A 15,802-nucleotide genomic window follows, 5' to 3' on the forward strand; every position below is an offset into this window, starting at 1 on the left:
GCTGCCATCCCGAACGATATGACCGAAAGCACGCTCCCCATCATCATCCGTCAGGCACCGGAGATGCATCTCAAGTCCTGGCGCACGCGGCGCAAGTTCCGCAACGCCCTGCGGCGCAACCTGCGCGCCGCCCTGGCGGATATCCCCCATAGCCTGCGGGTGAACCAGGGGCGTCTGCTGCTGCGTACCCCGGAGCCGGAGATGGCCGCCGAGGTGCTTCCCCGGGTCTTTGGCATCAGCTCCTTCTCCCCGGTGGAGGCGGTGGTGCCGGGGGAGGTGGAGGCGATCTGCCGTGTGGCCCGGGAGCGCTTCACCGGGGTGGTGCGGGGCCGTACCTATGCGGTGCGCTGCGTGCGTCAGGGGGAGCAGCGCTTTTCCACGCAGGAGATCGAGCGCCGGGTCGGCGCGGTGCTGGACGGTCCCGGTCAGGTGAACCTGGATCACCCGGAGGTGGTGGTGGGGGTGGAGCTGCAGCCGGATGGGGCCTATCTGCATGCCCGCCGCATCCCCGGTGCCGGCGGCCTGCCGGTGGGGGTGCAGGGGCGGGCCCTGGCCCTGATCTCCGGCGGGTTCGATTCGGCGGTGGCGGCCTGGTATGCCATGCGCCGGGGGACGGCGGTGGATTTCGTCTTCTGCAACGTGGGCGGGGCCGCCCATGAGCACCTGGTGGTGCAGGTGGCGCGGCTGCTGTCGGAACGCTGGGCCGCGGGCACGCGTCCGCGTCTGTTCGTGGTGGATTTCCGGGAGCCGGTGGCGGATCTCAAGGCCACGTTGCCCGAGGAGTTGTGGCAGGTGCTCATCAAGCGGCTCATGTACCGCGCCGCCTGTGGCATCGCCCACCGCATCCAGGCCCAGGCCCTGGTGACCGGGGAGGCCCTGAGCCAGGTGTCCTCCCAGACCCTGTCCAACCTCAACAGCATCGATGCGGCCTCGGACCTGCCGGTGCTGCGCCCCCTCATCGGCTTCGACAAGCAGGAGATCATGGACCGGGCCCGGGAGATCGGCACCTTCGCCCTGTCCGAGGGCGTCCCCGAGTTCTGCGCCCTCACCACCGCCCGGCCGGTGGTGAGCACCCGCCGGGACCGCATCGATCACCACGAGGCCCGCCTGGACGGGGCATTGCTCCGCCGCGCGGTGGAGACGGCCCGGGAACGGGATCTCCTGGCCCTGTCCGACGAGGAACTGGTGGATCCGGGGATCTTCACCGATACCCTGCCTGCGCACGCCCGCATCCTCGACTGCCGCCCCCGCAGCCAGTACCGGGAATGGCACCTGCCCGGTGCCGAGAGCCATCCCGCCGATGAACTGGCGGAGGGCTTCGCGCGGTTACCCAGGGAAGATCCCTATCTCCTCTATTGCAGCCGGGGAACCCAGGCGGCGGTGCTGGCCGAGCGCCTGCAGGCCGACGGCTACCGCGCCCAGGCCTTTCGCGGCGACCTGGCCCGGCTGAAGCGGGCCTGGGCCGCCCGGGACGAGGACAGCCCCGTCTGAGATCCATGGCCTCCGGATGCCGCCTCCCTTGCCGGGGTGGCATCCCGGGGGCTGTGCGCTTGACGATATGATCATATGTGCACTAACCTCCTTCTCCAGTGCCGGGAGAGGTCCCGGCGGCAGCGTCCAGTCGAGGAGGTGAACGCCATGCCAAGAGGAGATGGAACCGGTCCGGCCGGTACGGGCTACGGTCGCGGGCGGGGCCTGGGGGCGGGTCCCGGTGGTCAGCGGCTCGGCCGCAACGTGGGTGGGGCCTTTGGTCCCGGCGGTCAGTGCATCTGTGCCAAGTGTGGCACCCGGATCCCCCATGAGCAGGGGATGTCCTGCACCCAGGTGAAATGCCCCCAGTGCGGTCACACCATGATCCGCGAGGAACTGTTGAACGAGAAGCGCCAGGGCCGGTCATGAGGGTGGCCATCGCCAGCGGCAAGGGCGGGACCGGCAAGACCACCGTCTCGGTGAACCTGGCAGACCTTCTGGCGCAGCACCGCCCCGTGGTGTTGGCGGACCTGGATGTGGAGGAGCCCAATTCCGGTCTCTTCATCCAGGCCGGAACGGTGCATCAGGAGGCGGTGCACCGCATGGTCCCGTCCTGGGAGGCGGATCAGTGCACCTTCTGCGGGGTCTGTCAGGAGGTGTGCCAGTTCAACGCCCTCATCGAGACCGGCAGTGAGGTGATGGTGTTCCGGGAGCTGTGCCACAGCTGTTACGCCTGTTCCGAGCTCTGTCCGGTGGAGGCCCTGCCCATGACCCCCATGAAGATCGGGGATCTGTCCCATCGCCGTACCGGCGCGCTGGATCTGGTCCAGGGGTGTCTGGATATCGGGCAGGAGCAGGCGGTACCCCTCATCGCCCGCACCCTGGACTACCTGGGAGAGCGTTTTTCCAGGGATACCCTGATCCTGTGCGATGCCCCGCCGGGGACCGCCTGCCCCATGATCGAGGCGGTGAAGGACGCCGATTTCGTCCTGCTGGTGACCGAGCCCACCCCCTTTGGTCTGCATGATCTGAAGCTGGCGGTGGAGACCGTGCGTGGCCTGGGGCGGCCCTGTGCCGTGGTGATCAACCGCCATGGACTGGGCAATGCCGATGTGGAGGCCTATTGCCGTCAGGAGGGGATCCCCGTGGCGGCGCGCCTGCCCCACAGCCGCGAGGCGGCCCGGTGCTACGCCCGGGGGGAACGGATCCATCCCCATGTCCCGGAAGTGGCCGCCCAGCTGGAAATGGTGGCGGAGTTCATCCAACGCATCGAGCAGGAGGGGGCGGCATGAAAGAGATCGTCGTGATCTCCGGCAAGGGGGGCACGGGCAAGACCTCCATCTCGGCCAGCTTCTCCCTGCTGGGGGGCGAGGAGGTGATCACCGCCGACTGCGATGTGGATGCCGCCGACCTGCATCTGCTGCTGGCGCCGGATTTCGCCCACGCCGAGGACTTCCACAGCGGCCTGCTGGCGCGCATCGATCCCGCGCGCTGCGACGAATGCGGGATCTGTGCCGAGGTCTGTCGGTTCGATGCCGTGCATATGGTGGACGGGCATCACCATATACGGGAGTTGGACTGCGAGGGCTGCGGCTATTGCGCCCGGGTCTGCCCGCAGCGGGCGATCCTGCTCCAGGAACGCAGGGTGGGGCAGTGGTACCGCTCCCGTCTGCGCACCGGCGGCACCATGGTCCACGCCCGTCTGGACATCGGCGCGGAGAATTCCGGCAAGCTGGTGGCCAAGGTGAAGCAGGAGGCCCGGGAGGCGGCCCGCGAGCAGGGTCGGGAATGGATCCTGGTGGATGGCGCCCCGGGCATCGGCTGTCCGGTCATGTCCTCCCTCTCCGGGGCGGACGCCGTGGTGTTCGTCACCGAGCCCACGGTCTCGGGCTTCCATGATCTGCGGCGTGTGCACGACCTGGTGCGCCGTTTCGACATGACCACCGCCTGCATCGTCAACAAGGCCGATCTGAACCCGGAGATGACCCGCCACGTGCACGCCTTTCTGCAGGAGGCGGGCATCCGCCATCTGGCGGACCTGCCCTACGACGAGGCCTTCACCGAGGCCATGGTGGAGGGCTGCACCGTGGTGGAGAAGCAGGGCAGCCCCCTGGCCCGGGCCCTGGAGGAGAGCTGGACCAGGCTGCGCACCCTGCTGGAGACAGAACGCACAGGAGATCACCCATGAAGATCGCATTCACCAGTCAGGGCACCACGCCGGATGCCCTCATGGACCCGCGCTTCGGGCGCACCGCCTTTCTGCTCGTGTATGATGAGGAGAGCGGGCAATATGAACACTGCGACAACCGGCAGGTGGAGGGCGTGGCCCACGGCGCGGCGGTGCAGACCGCGCGCAGGCTGTTCGAGATGGGGGCGCAGGTCCTGGTGACCGGCAACGGACCCGGTGGCAATGCCGCCTCCGTACTGCAGCGATCCGGTGTGCAGACCTTCATCGGCGCCGGTGGCATGACGGTGGAACGGGCCTATGAGGCCTGGAAGTCGGGGAAACTGCAGCGCTTTGAGTGAGGGCGGCGTTGCTCCACCTCCAGTCACGCGAGGTTTGCATGTACAAACACCTGTTCGGCCCTGTACCTTCGCGCCGCCTGGGCATGTCCCTGGGGGTGGACCTGGTGCCGCCCAAGGTCTGCAGCTACAACTGCGTCTATTGCGAGTGCGGCAAGACCACCACCCCCACGGCACGGCGGGATGAATACGTGCCCGTGGACGAGGTGCTGGCGGAACTGGGGCGTTTCCTGGAGGAAAACCCCGCACCGGATTACATCACCCTCTCCGGTTCCGGCGAGCCCACCCTCAATAGCCGCATCGGTGAGGTGATCCGGTTCATCAAGTCCCAGTCCCGGGACATCCCCGTGGCGGTGCTCACCAATGGCAGTCTGCTGTCCGATCCAAAGGTCCGCGGGGAACTGCTGCCGGCGGACCTGGTGCTTCCTTCCCTGGACGCCGCCACCGAGGCCACCTTCCGGCGCATGGATCGCCCCGTGCGCGCGGTGCGCCTGGACGACTGCATCCAGGGGCTGGTGGACTTCCGCCGGGAATTCTCCGGGCGCATCTGGGTGGAGGTGATGCTCCTGGCGGGCTACAACGACAACCCTGAGGACCTGCGGCGGCTGCGTGAGGCCCTGGTGCGCATCGCCCCGGACCGCATCCAGCTCAACACCCTGGATCGGCCCGGAGTCCTTGCCGACCTGCAGGCGGTGTCCCCCGAGACCCTGGAGCGGATCCGGCAGGACTGGGGCCTGGACCAGGTGGAGATCATCGCCGCCGTGGCCCGCCGTCAGGGCCCGGCCTACCGCCGCGATACCGAGTCGGCCATCCTGGATACCATCGCCCGCCGCCCCTGTACCGTGGAGGATCTGGAGGGGATTCTGGGGCTGCATGCCAACGAGGTGAACAAGTATCTGGGCGCCCTGGAGGCGGACGGCCGCGTGGAGCCGGTGCGCCTGGCCCGTGGGCTGTTCTACCGGCTCCGTCATGCACAGGCGGCGCAGGAGCCGTCCGGACACGGCGGCTGAATCAGGGCATACCCTGGGCGGGGCCCGTTCGGGTGCATTGACGTCATCCTGAAAAGCGTTATCATTTGCATCCGAATATCAGCAATTCAGGGAGTACTGATGATGCGTCCTGTGCGATGGATGCAAATGGCGCTGTTGATGGTGCTGCTGGGCGGGCTCACCCCGGCCCTGGCGGCGGATCCCATCCGCGTGGCCATGCCCCCCGACCCCAACGCCCTGCCGGTGTTTGTCCTGGCGGAGTACCAGGACCGCTTCCTGCCGGACCATGAACTGGAACTGGTGGCCAATCCGGCGGGGGACCCCTCGGCCATGCGGGCCATGATGGTGGGGCGCCGCATGGATTTCGCCTTCTTCAACCTCGTGGGGGGCGTGCGCTTCCTGCAGGGCGGTCTGGAGGGGCTGCAGCTGGTGGGGCCCTGGGTGTGGCAGGGCATCTATCTGCTGGTGCCCGGGCAGACGCATGACCTGGCGGGGCTGGACGGGCAGCGCGTGCTGGTGGCCCCGGGGCTGTCCACGCCGCCCCATATCGTCACCGAACAGGCCCTGGTACGGCAGGGGATCGAGGCCCGTTTCGGCAGCAGCGGCGGCGGCATGGCCCTGATGGCACAGATGCGCGCCCCCGGTCGGGCCCCGGCGGCGGTGGCCGCACCGGAGCCCCTGGTGAGCCTGATCCTGCATCTGCAGGAGGAACAGGACTGGGGACAGCGCTGGCGCGTCGGTATGGACCCGGCCGGGGCCCTGGGCGGGGAGATCCCCCTGGGGGCCCTGTGGCAGGTGCATGACGAGGTGTCTCCCGAGGCGCGGCAGGCCCTGACCCGGGCCCTGGAGCAGGTCACCGCCTGGCTGGGTGATCCGGCGCATCACGCCGAGGCGGCCCGTGTCGCCGCCCGGGGCTTCCGGGATTTCTTCAACATGCCCGTGGAGGCGGCAGCCCTGCGGGATATGCTGGCTCAGGAGCGGGTGCAGTGGGATCTGCGTTCCCCCCGTGAGCAGCGTGCGTCCATGGAGGGCTATCTGGATTCGGTCTTCGGTATCCGGGCGCCGGAAGCCCTGTTCAGCCGATGAGTCTTTCTGCTTCGTGGAGGCGCCTGGCGCCCCCGGCGGCGGGCCTGGCGGGGCTGGTGCTCCTCTGGAGCCTGGCCGCCCTGCAGCTGCCCGCCGCCATCCTCCCCGCCCCCTGGGTCGTGGCCGGACGGCTCGCATCCCTTCTGGGGGAGGGCGCCCTCTGGGCCGATACGGCCGTTACCCTGCGTAACGTGCTGCTGGCCTTCTTCCTCTCCCTGCTGGGCGGGGTGACCCTGGGGCTTGGGGTGGGGCGCTGGCCCGCCCTGGGCCGGGCCCTGCATCCGGTGGTGGTGGTGGTGGAGGCCGCACCCCACATCGCCTGGCTGGTGCTGGCGGTGCTCTGGCTGGGGATCGGGGCCGGCCCCCCCGTGCTGGTGGGGGTGAGCATGGCCCTGCCGCTGGTCTACATGGCCACCGCCCATGGCATCTCCCAGGTGGACCAGGGGCTGCTGGACATGGCCCATGTCTACCGCCTCTCCCGCTGGACGCGGCTGTGGTACATCTTCCTGCCCCATCTCGCCTTGACCCTGGCGGGGGCCGCCTCCAGTGCCCTGTCGGTGGCCTGGCGCAGTGTCATCATGGCCGAGGCCTTCTCCAGTGATGCCGGTCTGGGGCAGTCCCTCTGGGGCGGCTATCTCTACGGGGCCATCGACGACGTCTACGCCACCATCCTGTGGATCGTGCTGCTGGGGCTGGCCCTGGAATACCTGCTCATCGACCCGGTGCGCCACCGCATCGAGAGGCGCTTGCGACATGAGTGACCTGCAGACCGAATTCCGCTGTCCCTTCGAGGACGGGGTGTCCGATGCCCCGAGCCTGCTCACCCTGGAGGGGGTGACCCGCATTTTCCCCGGTGGTCAGGGGGTGAAGGGGGTGGACCTTGTGGTGCGCCGTGGCGAGGTGGTGGGGATCTGCGGTGCCAGCGGCTGTGGCAAGTCCACCCTGCTGCGTCTGGTGGCCGGGCGCGAGCAGCCGGACGAGGGGGGTATCCGCCGCGAGTACCGGCGCCTGGGGATGGTGTTCCAGGAGGCCAATCTGCTGCCCTGGCTGACGGCGCTGCGTAATGTGGAGCTGGTGCTGCAGCGTCGCGACCGGGTGCGGGCCCTGGAGGCGCTGCATGCCGTGGGCCTGGAGGGGGCGGAGGCGCAGTATCCTGCGCGGCTCTCCGGCGGCATGCGCCAGCGCGTGGGCATCGCCCGGGCCCTGGCCATGGAACCGGATCTGCTGCTCATGGATGAGCCCTTCTCCAGCCTGGATTATTTCACCCGGACCGATCTGCTGGAGCTGGTGCGTACCCGGGTGCGCGCCCTGGATCTGGGGGTGATCTTCGTCAGTCACGACGTGCGCGAGGTGGCCCATCTCTGTGACCGGGTGCTGGTGATGGGACAAACCCCGGGGCGTCCCCTGGCGGAACTGCGCAATCCCGCCTCCGGCAAGCAGGGGCGGCGTCCGCCGGGGCTGGTGGCCCGCTTCGAGGAGCGGGTGCTGGAGGCCATCCGGGGCGGGCATCCCTCGGCCGTCTGTCCGGCCTCCTCCGAGTCCTGTCCATCCCTGCGCAGCTCTGACGAGGAGGCCATGCCGTAGGGCCCCCTTCTGTGGCGGGGGGATCCGCGCCCCCATATCCTCCTTACGGCCGCCGGGCCGTCAGCAGGGGGGTGTCCCCGGATCCCCCCATGAGGCGCAGGGCCCCGGTGGCGTCCCGGTCGAAGCGGCGTACCCCCTCCAGTGCCTGCAGGACGCGGCGTTCCTGGTCCATGAGGGCCTGTGGGCAGGCCATCATGGTGGTCGCCAGGGGGCCGATGGTCAGCCCCTCTCCGGTCAGGGTATAGGGACCGAAGAAACGGTTGCAGCCCGTGCTGCCGGTGACCCGGCCCCGGGGATCGAAGGTGATGTGGATCCGGCTGCGGTCGATGCTGCCGCCGCCGGCCACGTCCTCGATGCGCCAGGTGCCGCCGGTGAGCAGGGCCATGGGGTCGCCGCCGCAGCCCTGCAGCCGTTGCCCGGGAAGTTCCAGCACGGCGCGATGGGGATGGGGCATGCCCGTGGCGCTGTCGCGGCACAGGGCCTCCTCCAGGGTCAGGATCGCCGGGATCCCGGGCAGGTCCAGGCGATACCCTCCGGCGCGGATCTGGATCGGGGGGCGCGGGGCGCTGCGGGTGCGTGCACCGTAGTCGGTCACCACCTGCACCCGCTGCGTGCCCACGTCCACGTGCCAGCCGGGTTCGTTGCCCGAGGCACGGTAGGGAGGGGGCCAATCCATGCGGGTGCACTCCGGCAGATCCCGTCCCTGGAGCCTGAGCATGGCGGCATCCCCCCTGGACCAGAACACGGTGTCCTCGCCCCCTTCGGCCACGTAGCGTGCCCCCGAGGCGGCCCGGGTCTGTCGCATGGGCAGTTCACGGTCCTCGACGCGCAGGGTGGCTAGGTCGTCCAAAACTCCGAAATCGACGGTGGTATCACCACAGGAAAAGCGCGTGGCGAAGTCCAGCGGTGTGGCCGGTTGCAGCATCACCGTGCCCAGGTTCACCGGGGCACTCCCCGCCTCAAAGCCGAGGTCCCCGGTTAGCCAGCGGGGGCGCCCATCCACACGGATGACCCCCTGCAGCGTCCCCGACACACCCGGCGGGATGGATAGAGTGAACGGCAGGGGCACCTGGGCGCCTCCCGTCGCCTTGCGGTATTGCCCCAGACGGGTTTCCAGTGCCCCCTGTGCGGTCACCCCCACCTCGGCATCGGGGGGCAGGGCGATCCGTGGCCGATAGGTGAGCGAACCCGTGACCTGGCGGTTTTCCACGGGGGCACAAGCGGTCAGCAGGGTAAGGAGGATAGCCAGGGCAGGGCGGGATAGACGGGGCATGGGGGACCTCAGGGGATGGACACCCTCCCCACGGCTCAGGCCGGGGGCTTCTCGCGCAACATGGGTGCGCAGATCCCATGATCCCCGATCCGGGCGCCCCGGGATAGCGGCTGGGGGGCTCAACCCAGGGCGATGGAGACCAGATAGCCGGTGTAGATCACATACACCGTCACCAGCAGCCCCCCCTCGATGCGGTTGATGCGGCCGGGGCCGCGGAAACCGTAGGCAAAGAGGAACAGGGAGAGGGTCAGCCCGGCCATCACCAGCATGTCGCGGGAGAAGACCTCGGGCCCCGGGGCGATGGGGGCGATGACCCCCGCCAGCCCCACCACGGCCAGCGTGTTGAACAGGTTGGATCCCAGGATGTTGCCCAGGGCCATGTCGTGCTCCCCCTTGCGGGCGGCGGCCACGGAGGAGGCCAGTTCCGGCAGGGAGGTGCCGATGGCCACCACCGTGAGGCCGATGATCAGGTCGCTCACCCCCAGCCCCTGGGCGATGTCCACCGCCCCCCAGACCAGGATGCGCGAACTGACGATGAGCAGGACCAGACCCACCCCCAGCCAGGTCAGGGCGCGGCCCAGGGGCATGGGGTGGCTCTTCAGTTCCTTGGTGAGTTCGTCCGCCCAGGGATCGGGCCCCTTGCGCAGGCCCTGGCGGATGCTCCAGGCCATGATGACCGTAAACAGCAGCAGCAGGATCACCGCCTCCCAGCGGGTGATCTGGCCGTCCCAGACCTGCCAGGCCGACACCGCGGTCACTGCCATGAGCAGGGGGAGTTCCTTGCGCAGTACCTGGGAGTGCACGGCGATGGGCCCGATGAGGGCCGTCACCCCCAGGATCAGGGCGATGTTGGTGATGTTGGAGCCGTAGGCGTTGCCCAGGGCGAGCCCGGGGTTGCCCTGCAGGGAGGCCAGGACCGAGACCACGATCTCCGGGGCCGAGGTACCAAAGCCCACCACCACCATGCCGATGAGCAGGGGCGGCATCCCCAGGTGCCGTGCCGTGGCCGAGGCCCCGTCGACGAAGCGGTCGGCGCTCCATACCAGCAGGATCAGGCCCAGGAGGACGGCGAGGGAGGGGATGAGCATGGTCGATCAGGGTCCAGGGGTTCGGTCGGGTGGGCGCATTCTATCCCTTGCACCCTGAGGGCGTCATGAGCGGTGGCGGGGTCGCGGTCGGGAAGCCGGATCGGTTGTGGGATGCGGACCGCTTCCTGGGCCCCACGCAAAAGGCCCCGCGCACTGCACGGGGCCTTTTGGATCGGGTCACCGATGTCGTTCTGGTGGAGCGGATGGGAGTCGAACCCACGACCTCAGCAGTGCGATTGCTGCGCTCTCCCAACTGAGCTACCGCCCCGATGCGCTGCATTATAGATCAGTCCTTCCCTCCTTGGCCAGAGCCTTCCAGGGGGCGCAGGACGATGCCCGCCAGGGGGGGGAGGGTGAGGACCAGGGAGTAGGGGTGCCCCATCCAGGGGATGTCCTCGGCCTCGGCCTCCAGGTTGCCCAGATTGCTGCCGCCATAATACTGGGAGTCGGAGTTGAGCACCTCCCGGTAGCGCCCGGGTGCGGGCACGCCGATGCGATAGCCCTCCCGGGGCACGGGGGTGAAGTTCAGGATGCAGACCATGACATCCGCCGGGTCCGGTCCCCTGCGCAGGTAGCTGAGCACCGACTGCCCGGCATCGTGGCAGTCGATCCATTCAAAGCCCTGCCATTCGAAGTCGAAGTGGTGCAGGGCGGGTTCCCGGGTGTAGAGGGCGTTGAGATCCCCCACCAGCTGGCGCACGCCGGCATGGAAGGGGTATTGCAACAGGTGCCATTCCAGCCCCCGGGCGGCGTCCCATTCGTTGCCCTGGCCGTATTCGCAGCCCATGAAGAGCAGCTTCTTGCCGGGGTAGGTCCACATGTAGGTGTACAGCAGGCGCAGGTTGGCAAAGCGCTGCCATTCATCGCCGGGCATGCGGTACAGCAGGGAGCGCTTGCCGTGCACCACCTCGTCGTGGGAGAAGGGCAGGACGAAGTTCTCGGTGAAGGCGTAGAGCAGGCCGAAGGTGAGCTGGTCGTGGTGGAAGTGGCGGTGCACCGGGTCCTTCCTGAAGTACTCCAGGGTGTCGTTCATCCAGCCCATGTTCCACTTCAGGGCGAATCCCAGCCCCCCCAGCCAGGTGGGGCGGGTCACCTGGGGCCAGGAGGTGGATTCCTCGGCGATGATCAGGGCCCCGGGGTGGCGGCCCTGCACGGAGCTGTTCAGATCCCGCAGGAACTGGATGGCATCCAGGTTTTCGTTGCCGCCGAACTTGTTGGGCAGCCAGTCGCCCTCCTCCCGGGAGTAGTCCAGATAGAGCATGGAGGCCACGGCGTCCACCCGCAGGCCGTCGATATGGAACTCCTCCACCCAGTACATGGCGCTGGAGATGAGGAAGTTCTTCACCTCATTGCGGCCGTAATTGAAGATCAGGGTACCCCAGTCCCGGTGTTCCCCCAGGCGCGGGTCCTCGTGCTCGTAGAGGGCGCTGCCGTCGAAGCGGGCGAGGGCATGGGCATCCCGGGGGAAGTGCCCCGGGGCCCAGTCCAGGAGCACGCCGATGCCATTTTCATGGCAGTGGTTGACGAAGAAGCGGAAGTCATCGGGCGAGCCGAAGCGGCTGGTGGGGGCGTAGTAGCCGGTGGTCTGGTAGCCCCAGGAGCCGTCATAGGGATGCTCGGTGACCGGCAGCAGTTCCACGTGGGTGAATCCCGTCTCCCGCACGTAGGCCACCAGGCGCCGGGCCAGTTCGCGGTAGTTCAGGAAATGGCCATCCTCATCCTGCTGCCAGGAGCCCAGGTGGACCTCATAGACGGACATGGGGCGGTGCAGCCAGTCCTCCGTGGCCCGCCGGTGCAGCCAGTCCTGGTCGGCCCAGGCAAAGTCGACGGGTTGGGGCACCACCCCGGCGGTCTGGGGGCGTAATTCGAACTGCTGGCCGTAGGGGTCGGTCTTGAGCAGGATGGCCCCGGTGTCCCGGTTGCGGATCTCGTATTTGTAGAGGCTGCCGGGGGCCAGATCCGGGAGGAAGAGTTCCCAGACGCCGCTGCCGCCCCGCACCCGCATGGGGTGACAGCGCCCGTCCCAGCGGTTGAAGTCCCCCACCACGGAGACCCGTTCCGCCGCCGGGGCCCAGACGGCGAAGCGCACCCCGGGGACCCCGTCCACGCTATGGGGGTGGGCGCCGAGGAAGCGGTAGGCATGCCAGTGGCGGCCCTCGTTGAACAGGTGGATGTCGAAATCCGGCAGCTGGGGTTCGTCGAAGCTGTAGGGATCATGCTGCTCCCGTTGGGCGCCGTCGCGATCCCGCCAGCGGATGCGGGGACGGCGCGGCAGGCGTTCGGGGGTGCCGCGCCATTCATACAGCCCGTGCGGGCCCAGGGGGGTCATGGGTTCGTCCAGGTCGGCCACCCGGGCCTCCCGGGCATGGGGCAGGTGGACGCGCAGCACCGCCTCCCCTGCCTCCTCCCGTCGCCCCAGGACCTGGAAGGGGTCGTGGTGACGGGCCTCGAGGATCCGTGCGAGGTGTTCTTCGATGCTTGCCGGCATGGGGATTCCTTGGGTCGTTTCAGGGGCTGCAGGATACGGGCGCTTGAACCGGATCGCCCGTTCCCGTTTCAATGGGGGACCGGTGCGGCCGCCAGGGGCCTTTCCGGCGATCGTCCATGCCAGGGGCATGGAAAAATGTCATAGAATCGAAACCAAACCGTCGCATGATGCGGGGCAGGGTCCCGGGGTCGTTTGCTTGACCCCGGTTCAGGGAACGATCCCACGCGCCCATCACCATGCACCCATGCACCCGGGTCAGGGCAGGTCCGCATGAAACCAAAATCCCAGCGCTTTGTCAGTCGTCTCACCCGCGATACCCTGGCGTTGATCCTGGCCGGGGGCCGGGGTTCCCGCCTCAAACAGCTCACCCTGTGGCGCGCCAAGCCGGCGGTGCCCTTTGGCGGAAAGTTCCGCATCATCGACTTTCCCCTGTCCAACTGCATCAATTCCGGCATCCGTCAGGTGGGGGTGCTGACGCAGTATAAATCCCACTCCCTGATCCAGCATATCCAGCGGGGCTGGAGTTTCCTGCGGGGGGAGTTCGGCGAGTTCATCGAACTGTGGCCGGCGCAGCAGCGCATCGAGACCTCCTGGTACGAGGGTACGGCGGATGCCGTCTACCAGAACCTGGACATCATCCGCGACCACGATCCGGAATACATCCTGGTGCTGGCCGGCGATCATATCTATAAGATGGACTACGGGGACATGATCGCCCATCACGTGGAGTCCGGGGCCGATATGACCGTGGGCTGCCTGGAGGTGGATCTGGAGACGGCCCGCTCCTTCGGCGTGATGGCCGTGGACGGGGAAGGGCGGGTGCAGCGCTTCGACGAGAAGCCGGACCAGCCCCGGCCCATGCCGAACAAACCGGACCGGGCCCTGGCCTCCATGGGGATCTACGTCTTCAGCCGGGACTTTCTCTATGATCAGCTGGTGCAGGATGCGGACACTCCCGGTTCCAGTCACGATTTTGGCAAGGACGTGATCCCGCAGGTGATCGAGCGCTGCCGGGTGATGGCCTATCCCTTCCGCGACGTGCAGAAGGGCACCCAGGCCTACTGGCGGGACGTGGGCACCATCGATTCCTACTGGAGCGCCAACCTGGAGCTTATCGGCGTGACCCCAGAGCTTAACCTCTACGACGATAAATGGCCCATCTGGACCTATCAGGAGCAGCTGCCGCCGGCGAAGTTCGTCTTCGACGATGATGACCGCCGCGGCATGGCGGTGGATTCCATGGTCTCCGGGGGCTGCATCATCTCGGGTTCCACGGTGCGCCACTCCCTGCTGTTCTCCAACGTCACCGTCAACTCCTACGCCCGTCTCACCGATTCGGTGGTGCTGCCGGACGTGGACATCGGTCGTCATTGCAGCATCCACCGGGCGGTGATCGATCAGGGATGCCGTATCCCCGAGGGCACCACCATCGGCCAGGACCCCCGGGAGGATGCGAAGCGGTTCTATGTCTCCGAGGGGGGCGTGACCGTGGTGACCCCCGAGATGCTGGGCAGTCCGAGCCGCCATGTGCGCTGATCCCGCCGCCGAACGTCCCGCCGTGAAGCTGGTGCTGTGCTGGCACATGCACCAGCCCGAGTACCGCGATAGCCGCACCGGGCACTATGCGCTCCCCTGGACCTATCTCCACGCCATCAAGGATTACGTGGACATGGCCGCCCATCTGGAGGCGGAGCCCCGGGCCCGGGCGGTGGTGAACTTCGCCCCCATCCTGCTGGAGCAGATCGAGGACTATGCCGGGCAGCTGAAGGCCTTCCTGCAGGAGGGCACCCGTCCGCGGGATCCCCTCCTGGACCTGCTGGCGGCAGAGCACCCGCCCCGGGACCCCGACCAGAGGCTGGAACTGGCCCAGGCCTGTGTGCGGGCGAACCGCCGGCGCTTCATCGACCCCCATGCCCCCTACCGGGTCCTGGCGGAGATGGTGACCTGGCTGCGGGAACATCCGGAATACGTGGACTACCAGGGGGACAATTTCTTCTTCGATCTGGTGACCTGGTATCACCTGGTGTGGCTGGGGGAGACGGTGCATCGCAGTGATCCCCGCATCCGCTCCCTGCTGGAGCAGGGGCGCGATTTCACCCCGGCCCAGCGGCGTCTGTTGCTGGAGGTGATCCAGGGCCTGCTGGAGGGGCTCTTGGGCCGCTACCGCCGCCTCGCCGAGGCGGGCCGGGTGGAGCTGGCCTTCAGCCCCTACGCCCATCCCATCCTGCCCCTGCTGCTGGACATGGACAGTGCCCGCGAGGCCATGGCCGAGGCCGCGCTCCCCGAGGCCGGTGACTATCCCGGGGGCGAGGCCAGGGCGCGCTGGCACCTGCAGCGGGGGATGGAGGTCTTCGAACGCATCTTTGGCCAGCGTCCCCGGGGCTGCTGGCCCTCGGAGGGGGCGGTGAGCGATGCCGCCCTGCACCTGCTGGCGAAAGAAGGCCTGCGCTGGGCCGCCAGCGGCGAGGGGGTGCTCACCCATTCCCTGCAGCGCCAGGGGGAGGAGGACCTGAGCGGCAGCCGCCGCTGGCTGTATCAACCCTACCGCTTCGATGACAGCGACCTGACCCTGTTCTTCCGGGACGACGGCCTCTCCGATGCCATCGGCTTCCGCTACGCCGACTGGCACGGGGACGACGCCGTGGCCAACTTCATCCATCATCTGGAGGAGATCGGCCGCGCCTGGGAACAGGACCACGCCGGCGAGGACCGCAGCGCGGTGGTGAGTGTCATCCTGGACGGGGAGAACGCCTGGGAGCATTACCCCGCCAACGGCTATTACTTCCTCAGCGCCCTCTACCGCCGCCTGGCGGAGCACCCCGAGATCCAGCTGACCACCTTCAGCGGATGTCTCGATGGGCCGCCGCGCCAGTCCCTGCCCCATGTGGTGGCCGGAAGCTGGGTCTACGGCAACCTGGAGACCTGGGTGGGGGACGCGGACAAGAACCGGGGCTGGGACCTGCTCATCCGGGCCAAGCAGCGGGTGGACGAGGTGCGCCGCAGCGGGCGCCTCTCCCGGGAGGAGGAGTCGGCGGTGCTCCGCCAGCTGGCGGTGTGCGAGGGCTCCGACTGGTGCTGGTGGTTCGGGGACTACAACCCCGGCGGTACCGTGGGGCTTTTCGACCGCCTCTACCGGCTGCACCTGGCGCGCCTGTATCATCTCCTGGGGGAGCATCCGCCCCGGGAACTCTCCCAGGCCATCAGCCGGGGTGGCGGCGAGCCGGCGACGGGCGGCGTCATGCGCCCGGGGCGTAAATCCGGGGACTGAGACGCCGCGGCGTCCGGTCCCCCATACGGGAGG

14 protein-coding genes and 1 tRNA gene are annotated in these 15,802 nt (G+C 68.4%); 11 read left to right on the plus strand and 4 right to left on the minus strand.

What is annotated here, in order from left to right; all coding sequences use genetic code 11:
- Positions 1–18: 18 nt before the first annotated feature.
- The 9 genes from thiI to CKO33_RS02450 all read left to right on the plus strand — a co-directional run bounded on the left by thiI (position 19) and on the right by CKO33_RS02450 (position 7,652).
- Positions 19–1,491 (plus strand): tRNA uracil 4-sulfurtransferase ThiI, encoded by a 1,473-nt coding sequence (thiI, locus tag CKO33_RS02410; protein WP_200178949.1) that lies wholly within the window; start codon positions 19–21, stop codon positions 1,489–1,491.
- 147 nt (positions 1,492–1,638) lie between these two features.
- Complete coding sequence (locus CKO33_RS02415) at positions 1,639–1,899, plus strand: hypothetical protein (protein WP_200178950.1); 261 nt, start codon at positions 1,639–1,641, stop codon at positions 1,897–1,899.
- Positions 1,896–2,762, plus strand: a complete 867-nt coding sequence (locus tag CKO33_RS02420) for a nucleotide-binding protein (protein WP_200178952.1) — start codon at positions 1,896–1,898, stop codon at positions 2,760–2,762. The genes CKO33_RS02415 and CKO33_RS02420 overlap by 4 nt, the downstream gene beginning before the upstream one ends.
- Positions 2,759–3,658: an ATP-binding protein gene (locus CKO33_RS02425; RefSeq protein ID WP_200178954.1), complete on the plus strand. Its 900-nt coding sequence runs from the start codon at positions 2,759–2,761 to the stop codon at positions 3,656–3,658. Before CKO33_RS02420 ends, CKO33_RS02425 begins: the two co-directional genes overlap by 4 nt.
- Positions 3,655–3,996 carry a NifB/NifX family molybdenum-iron cluster-binding protein gene (locus CKO33_RS02430; RefSeq protein ID WP_200178956.1) on the plus strand — a complete coding sequence of 114 codons (342 nt, stop codon included), beginning with the start codon at positions 3,655–3,657 and terminating at the stop codon, positions 3,994–3,996. Before CKO33_RS02425 ends, CKO33_RS02430 begins: the two co-directional genes overlap by 4 nt.
- A 38-nt stretch (positions 3,997–4,034) precedes the next feature.
- Positions 4,035–5,003 carry a radical SAM protein gene (locus CKO33_RS02435; protein ID WP_200178958.1) on the plus strand — a complete coding sequence of 323 codons (969 nt, stop codon included), beginning with the start codon at positions 4,035–4,037 and terminating at the stop codon, positions 5,001–5,003.
- A gap of 126 nt (positions 5,004–5,129) precedes the next feature.
- Entirely contained in the window at positions 5,130–6,068 is a 939-nt protein-coding gene (locus CKO33_RS02440; RefSeq protein ID WP_200178960.1) for a substrate-binding domain-containing protein, read from the plus strand.
- Complete coding sequence (locus tag CKO33_RS02445) at positions 6,065–6,829, plus strand: ABC transporter permease (protein WP_200178962.1); 765 nt, start codon at positions 6,065–6,067, stop codon at positions 6,827–6,829. Before CKO33_RS02440 ends, CKO33_RS02445 begins: the two co-directional genes overlap by 4 nt.
- Positions 6,822–7,652 (plus strand): ABC transporter ATP-binding protein, encoded by an 831-nt coding sequence (locus CKO33_RS02450; RefSeq protein WP_200178968.1) that lies wholly within the window; start codon positions 6,822–6,824, stop codon positions 7,650–7,652. Before CKO33_RS02445 ends, CKO33_RS02450 begins: the two co-directional genes overlap by 8 nt.
- Positions 7,653–7,695: 43 nt before the next feature.
- Here CKO33_RS02450 and CKO33_RS02455 read toward each other — a convergent pair whose 3' ends face one another.
- The 4 genes from CKO33_RS02455 to glgB form a co-directional block, all read right to left on the minus strand.
- Positions 7,696–8,925 (minus strand): META domain-containing protein, encoded by a 1,230-nt coding sequence (locus tag CKO33_RS02455; RefSeq protein WP_200178969.1) that lies wholly within the window; start codon positions 8,923–8,925, stop codon positions 7,696–7,698.
- Between the two features lie 119 nt (positions 8,926–9,044).
- Entirely contained in the window at positions 9,045–10,013 is a 969-nt protein-coding gene (locus CKO33_RS02460; RefSeq protein ID WP_200178976.1) for a calcium/sodium antiporter, read from the minus strand.
- A 192-nt stretch (positions 10,014–10,205) separates the two neighbouring features.
- A tRNA-Ala gene (locus tag CKO33_RS02465) sits at positions 10,206–10,281 on the minus strand.
- 18 nt (positions 10,282–10,299) lie between these two features.
- The gene (gene glgB, locus CKO33_RS02470) at positions 10,300–12,501 is read right to left on the minus strand and encodes a 1,4-alpha-glucan branching protein GlgB (protein WP_200178980.1); all 2,202 of its coding nucleotides are present in this window, start codon (positions 12,499–12,501) and stop codon (positions 10,300–10,302) included.
- A 270-nt stretch (positions 12,502–12,771) separates the two neighbouring features.
- Here glgB and glgC point away from each other — a divergent pair, with 270 nt between their 5' ends.
- Both glgC and CKO33_RS02480 read left to right on the plus strand, forming a co-directional pair.
- Positions 12,772–14,037, plus strand: a complete 1,266-nt coding sequence (gene glgC / locus CKO33_RS02475) for a glucose-1-phosphate adenylyltransferase (protein ID WP_200178981.1) — start codon at positions 12,772–12,774, stop codon at positions 14,035–14,037.
- The gene (locus CKO33_RS02480; protein ID WP_200178982.1) at positions 14,027–15,769 is read left to right on the plus strand and encodes a glycoside hydrolase family 57 protein; all 1,743 of its coding nucleotides are present in this window, start codon (positions 14,027–14,029) and stop codon (positions 15,767–15,769) included. The genes glgC and CKO33_RS02480 overlap by 11 nt, the downstream gene beginning before the upstream one ends.
- Positions 15,770–15,802: the final 33 nt, after the last annotated feature.

It is taken from the genome of Ectothiorhodospira mobilis, assembly GCF_016584115.1.
Lineage (GTDB): Bacteria > Pseudomonadota > Gammaproteobacteria > Ectothiorhodospirales > Ectothiorhodospiraceae > Ectothiorhodospira > Ectothiorhodospira mobilis.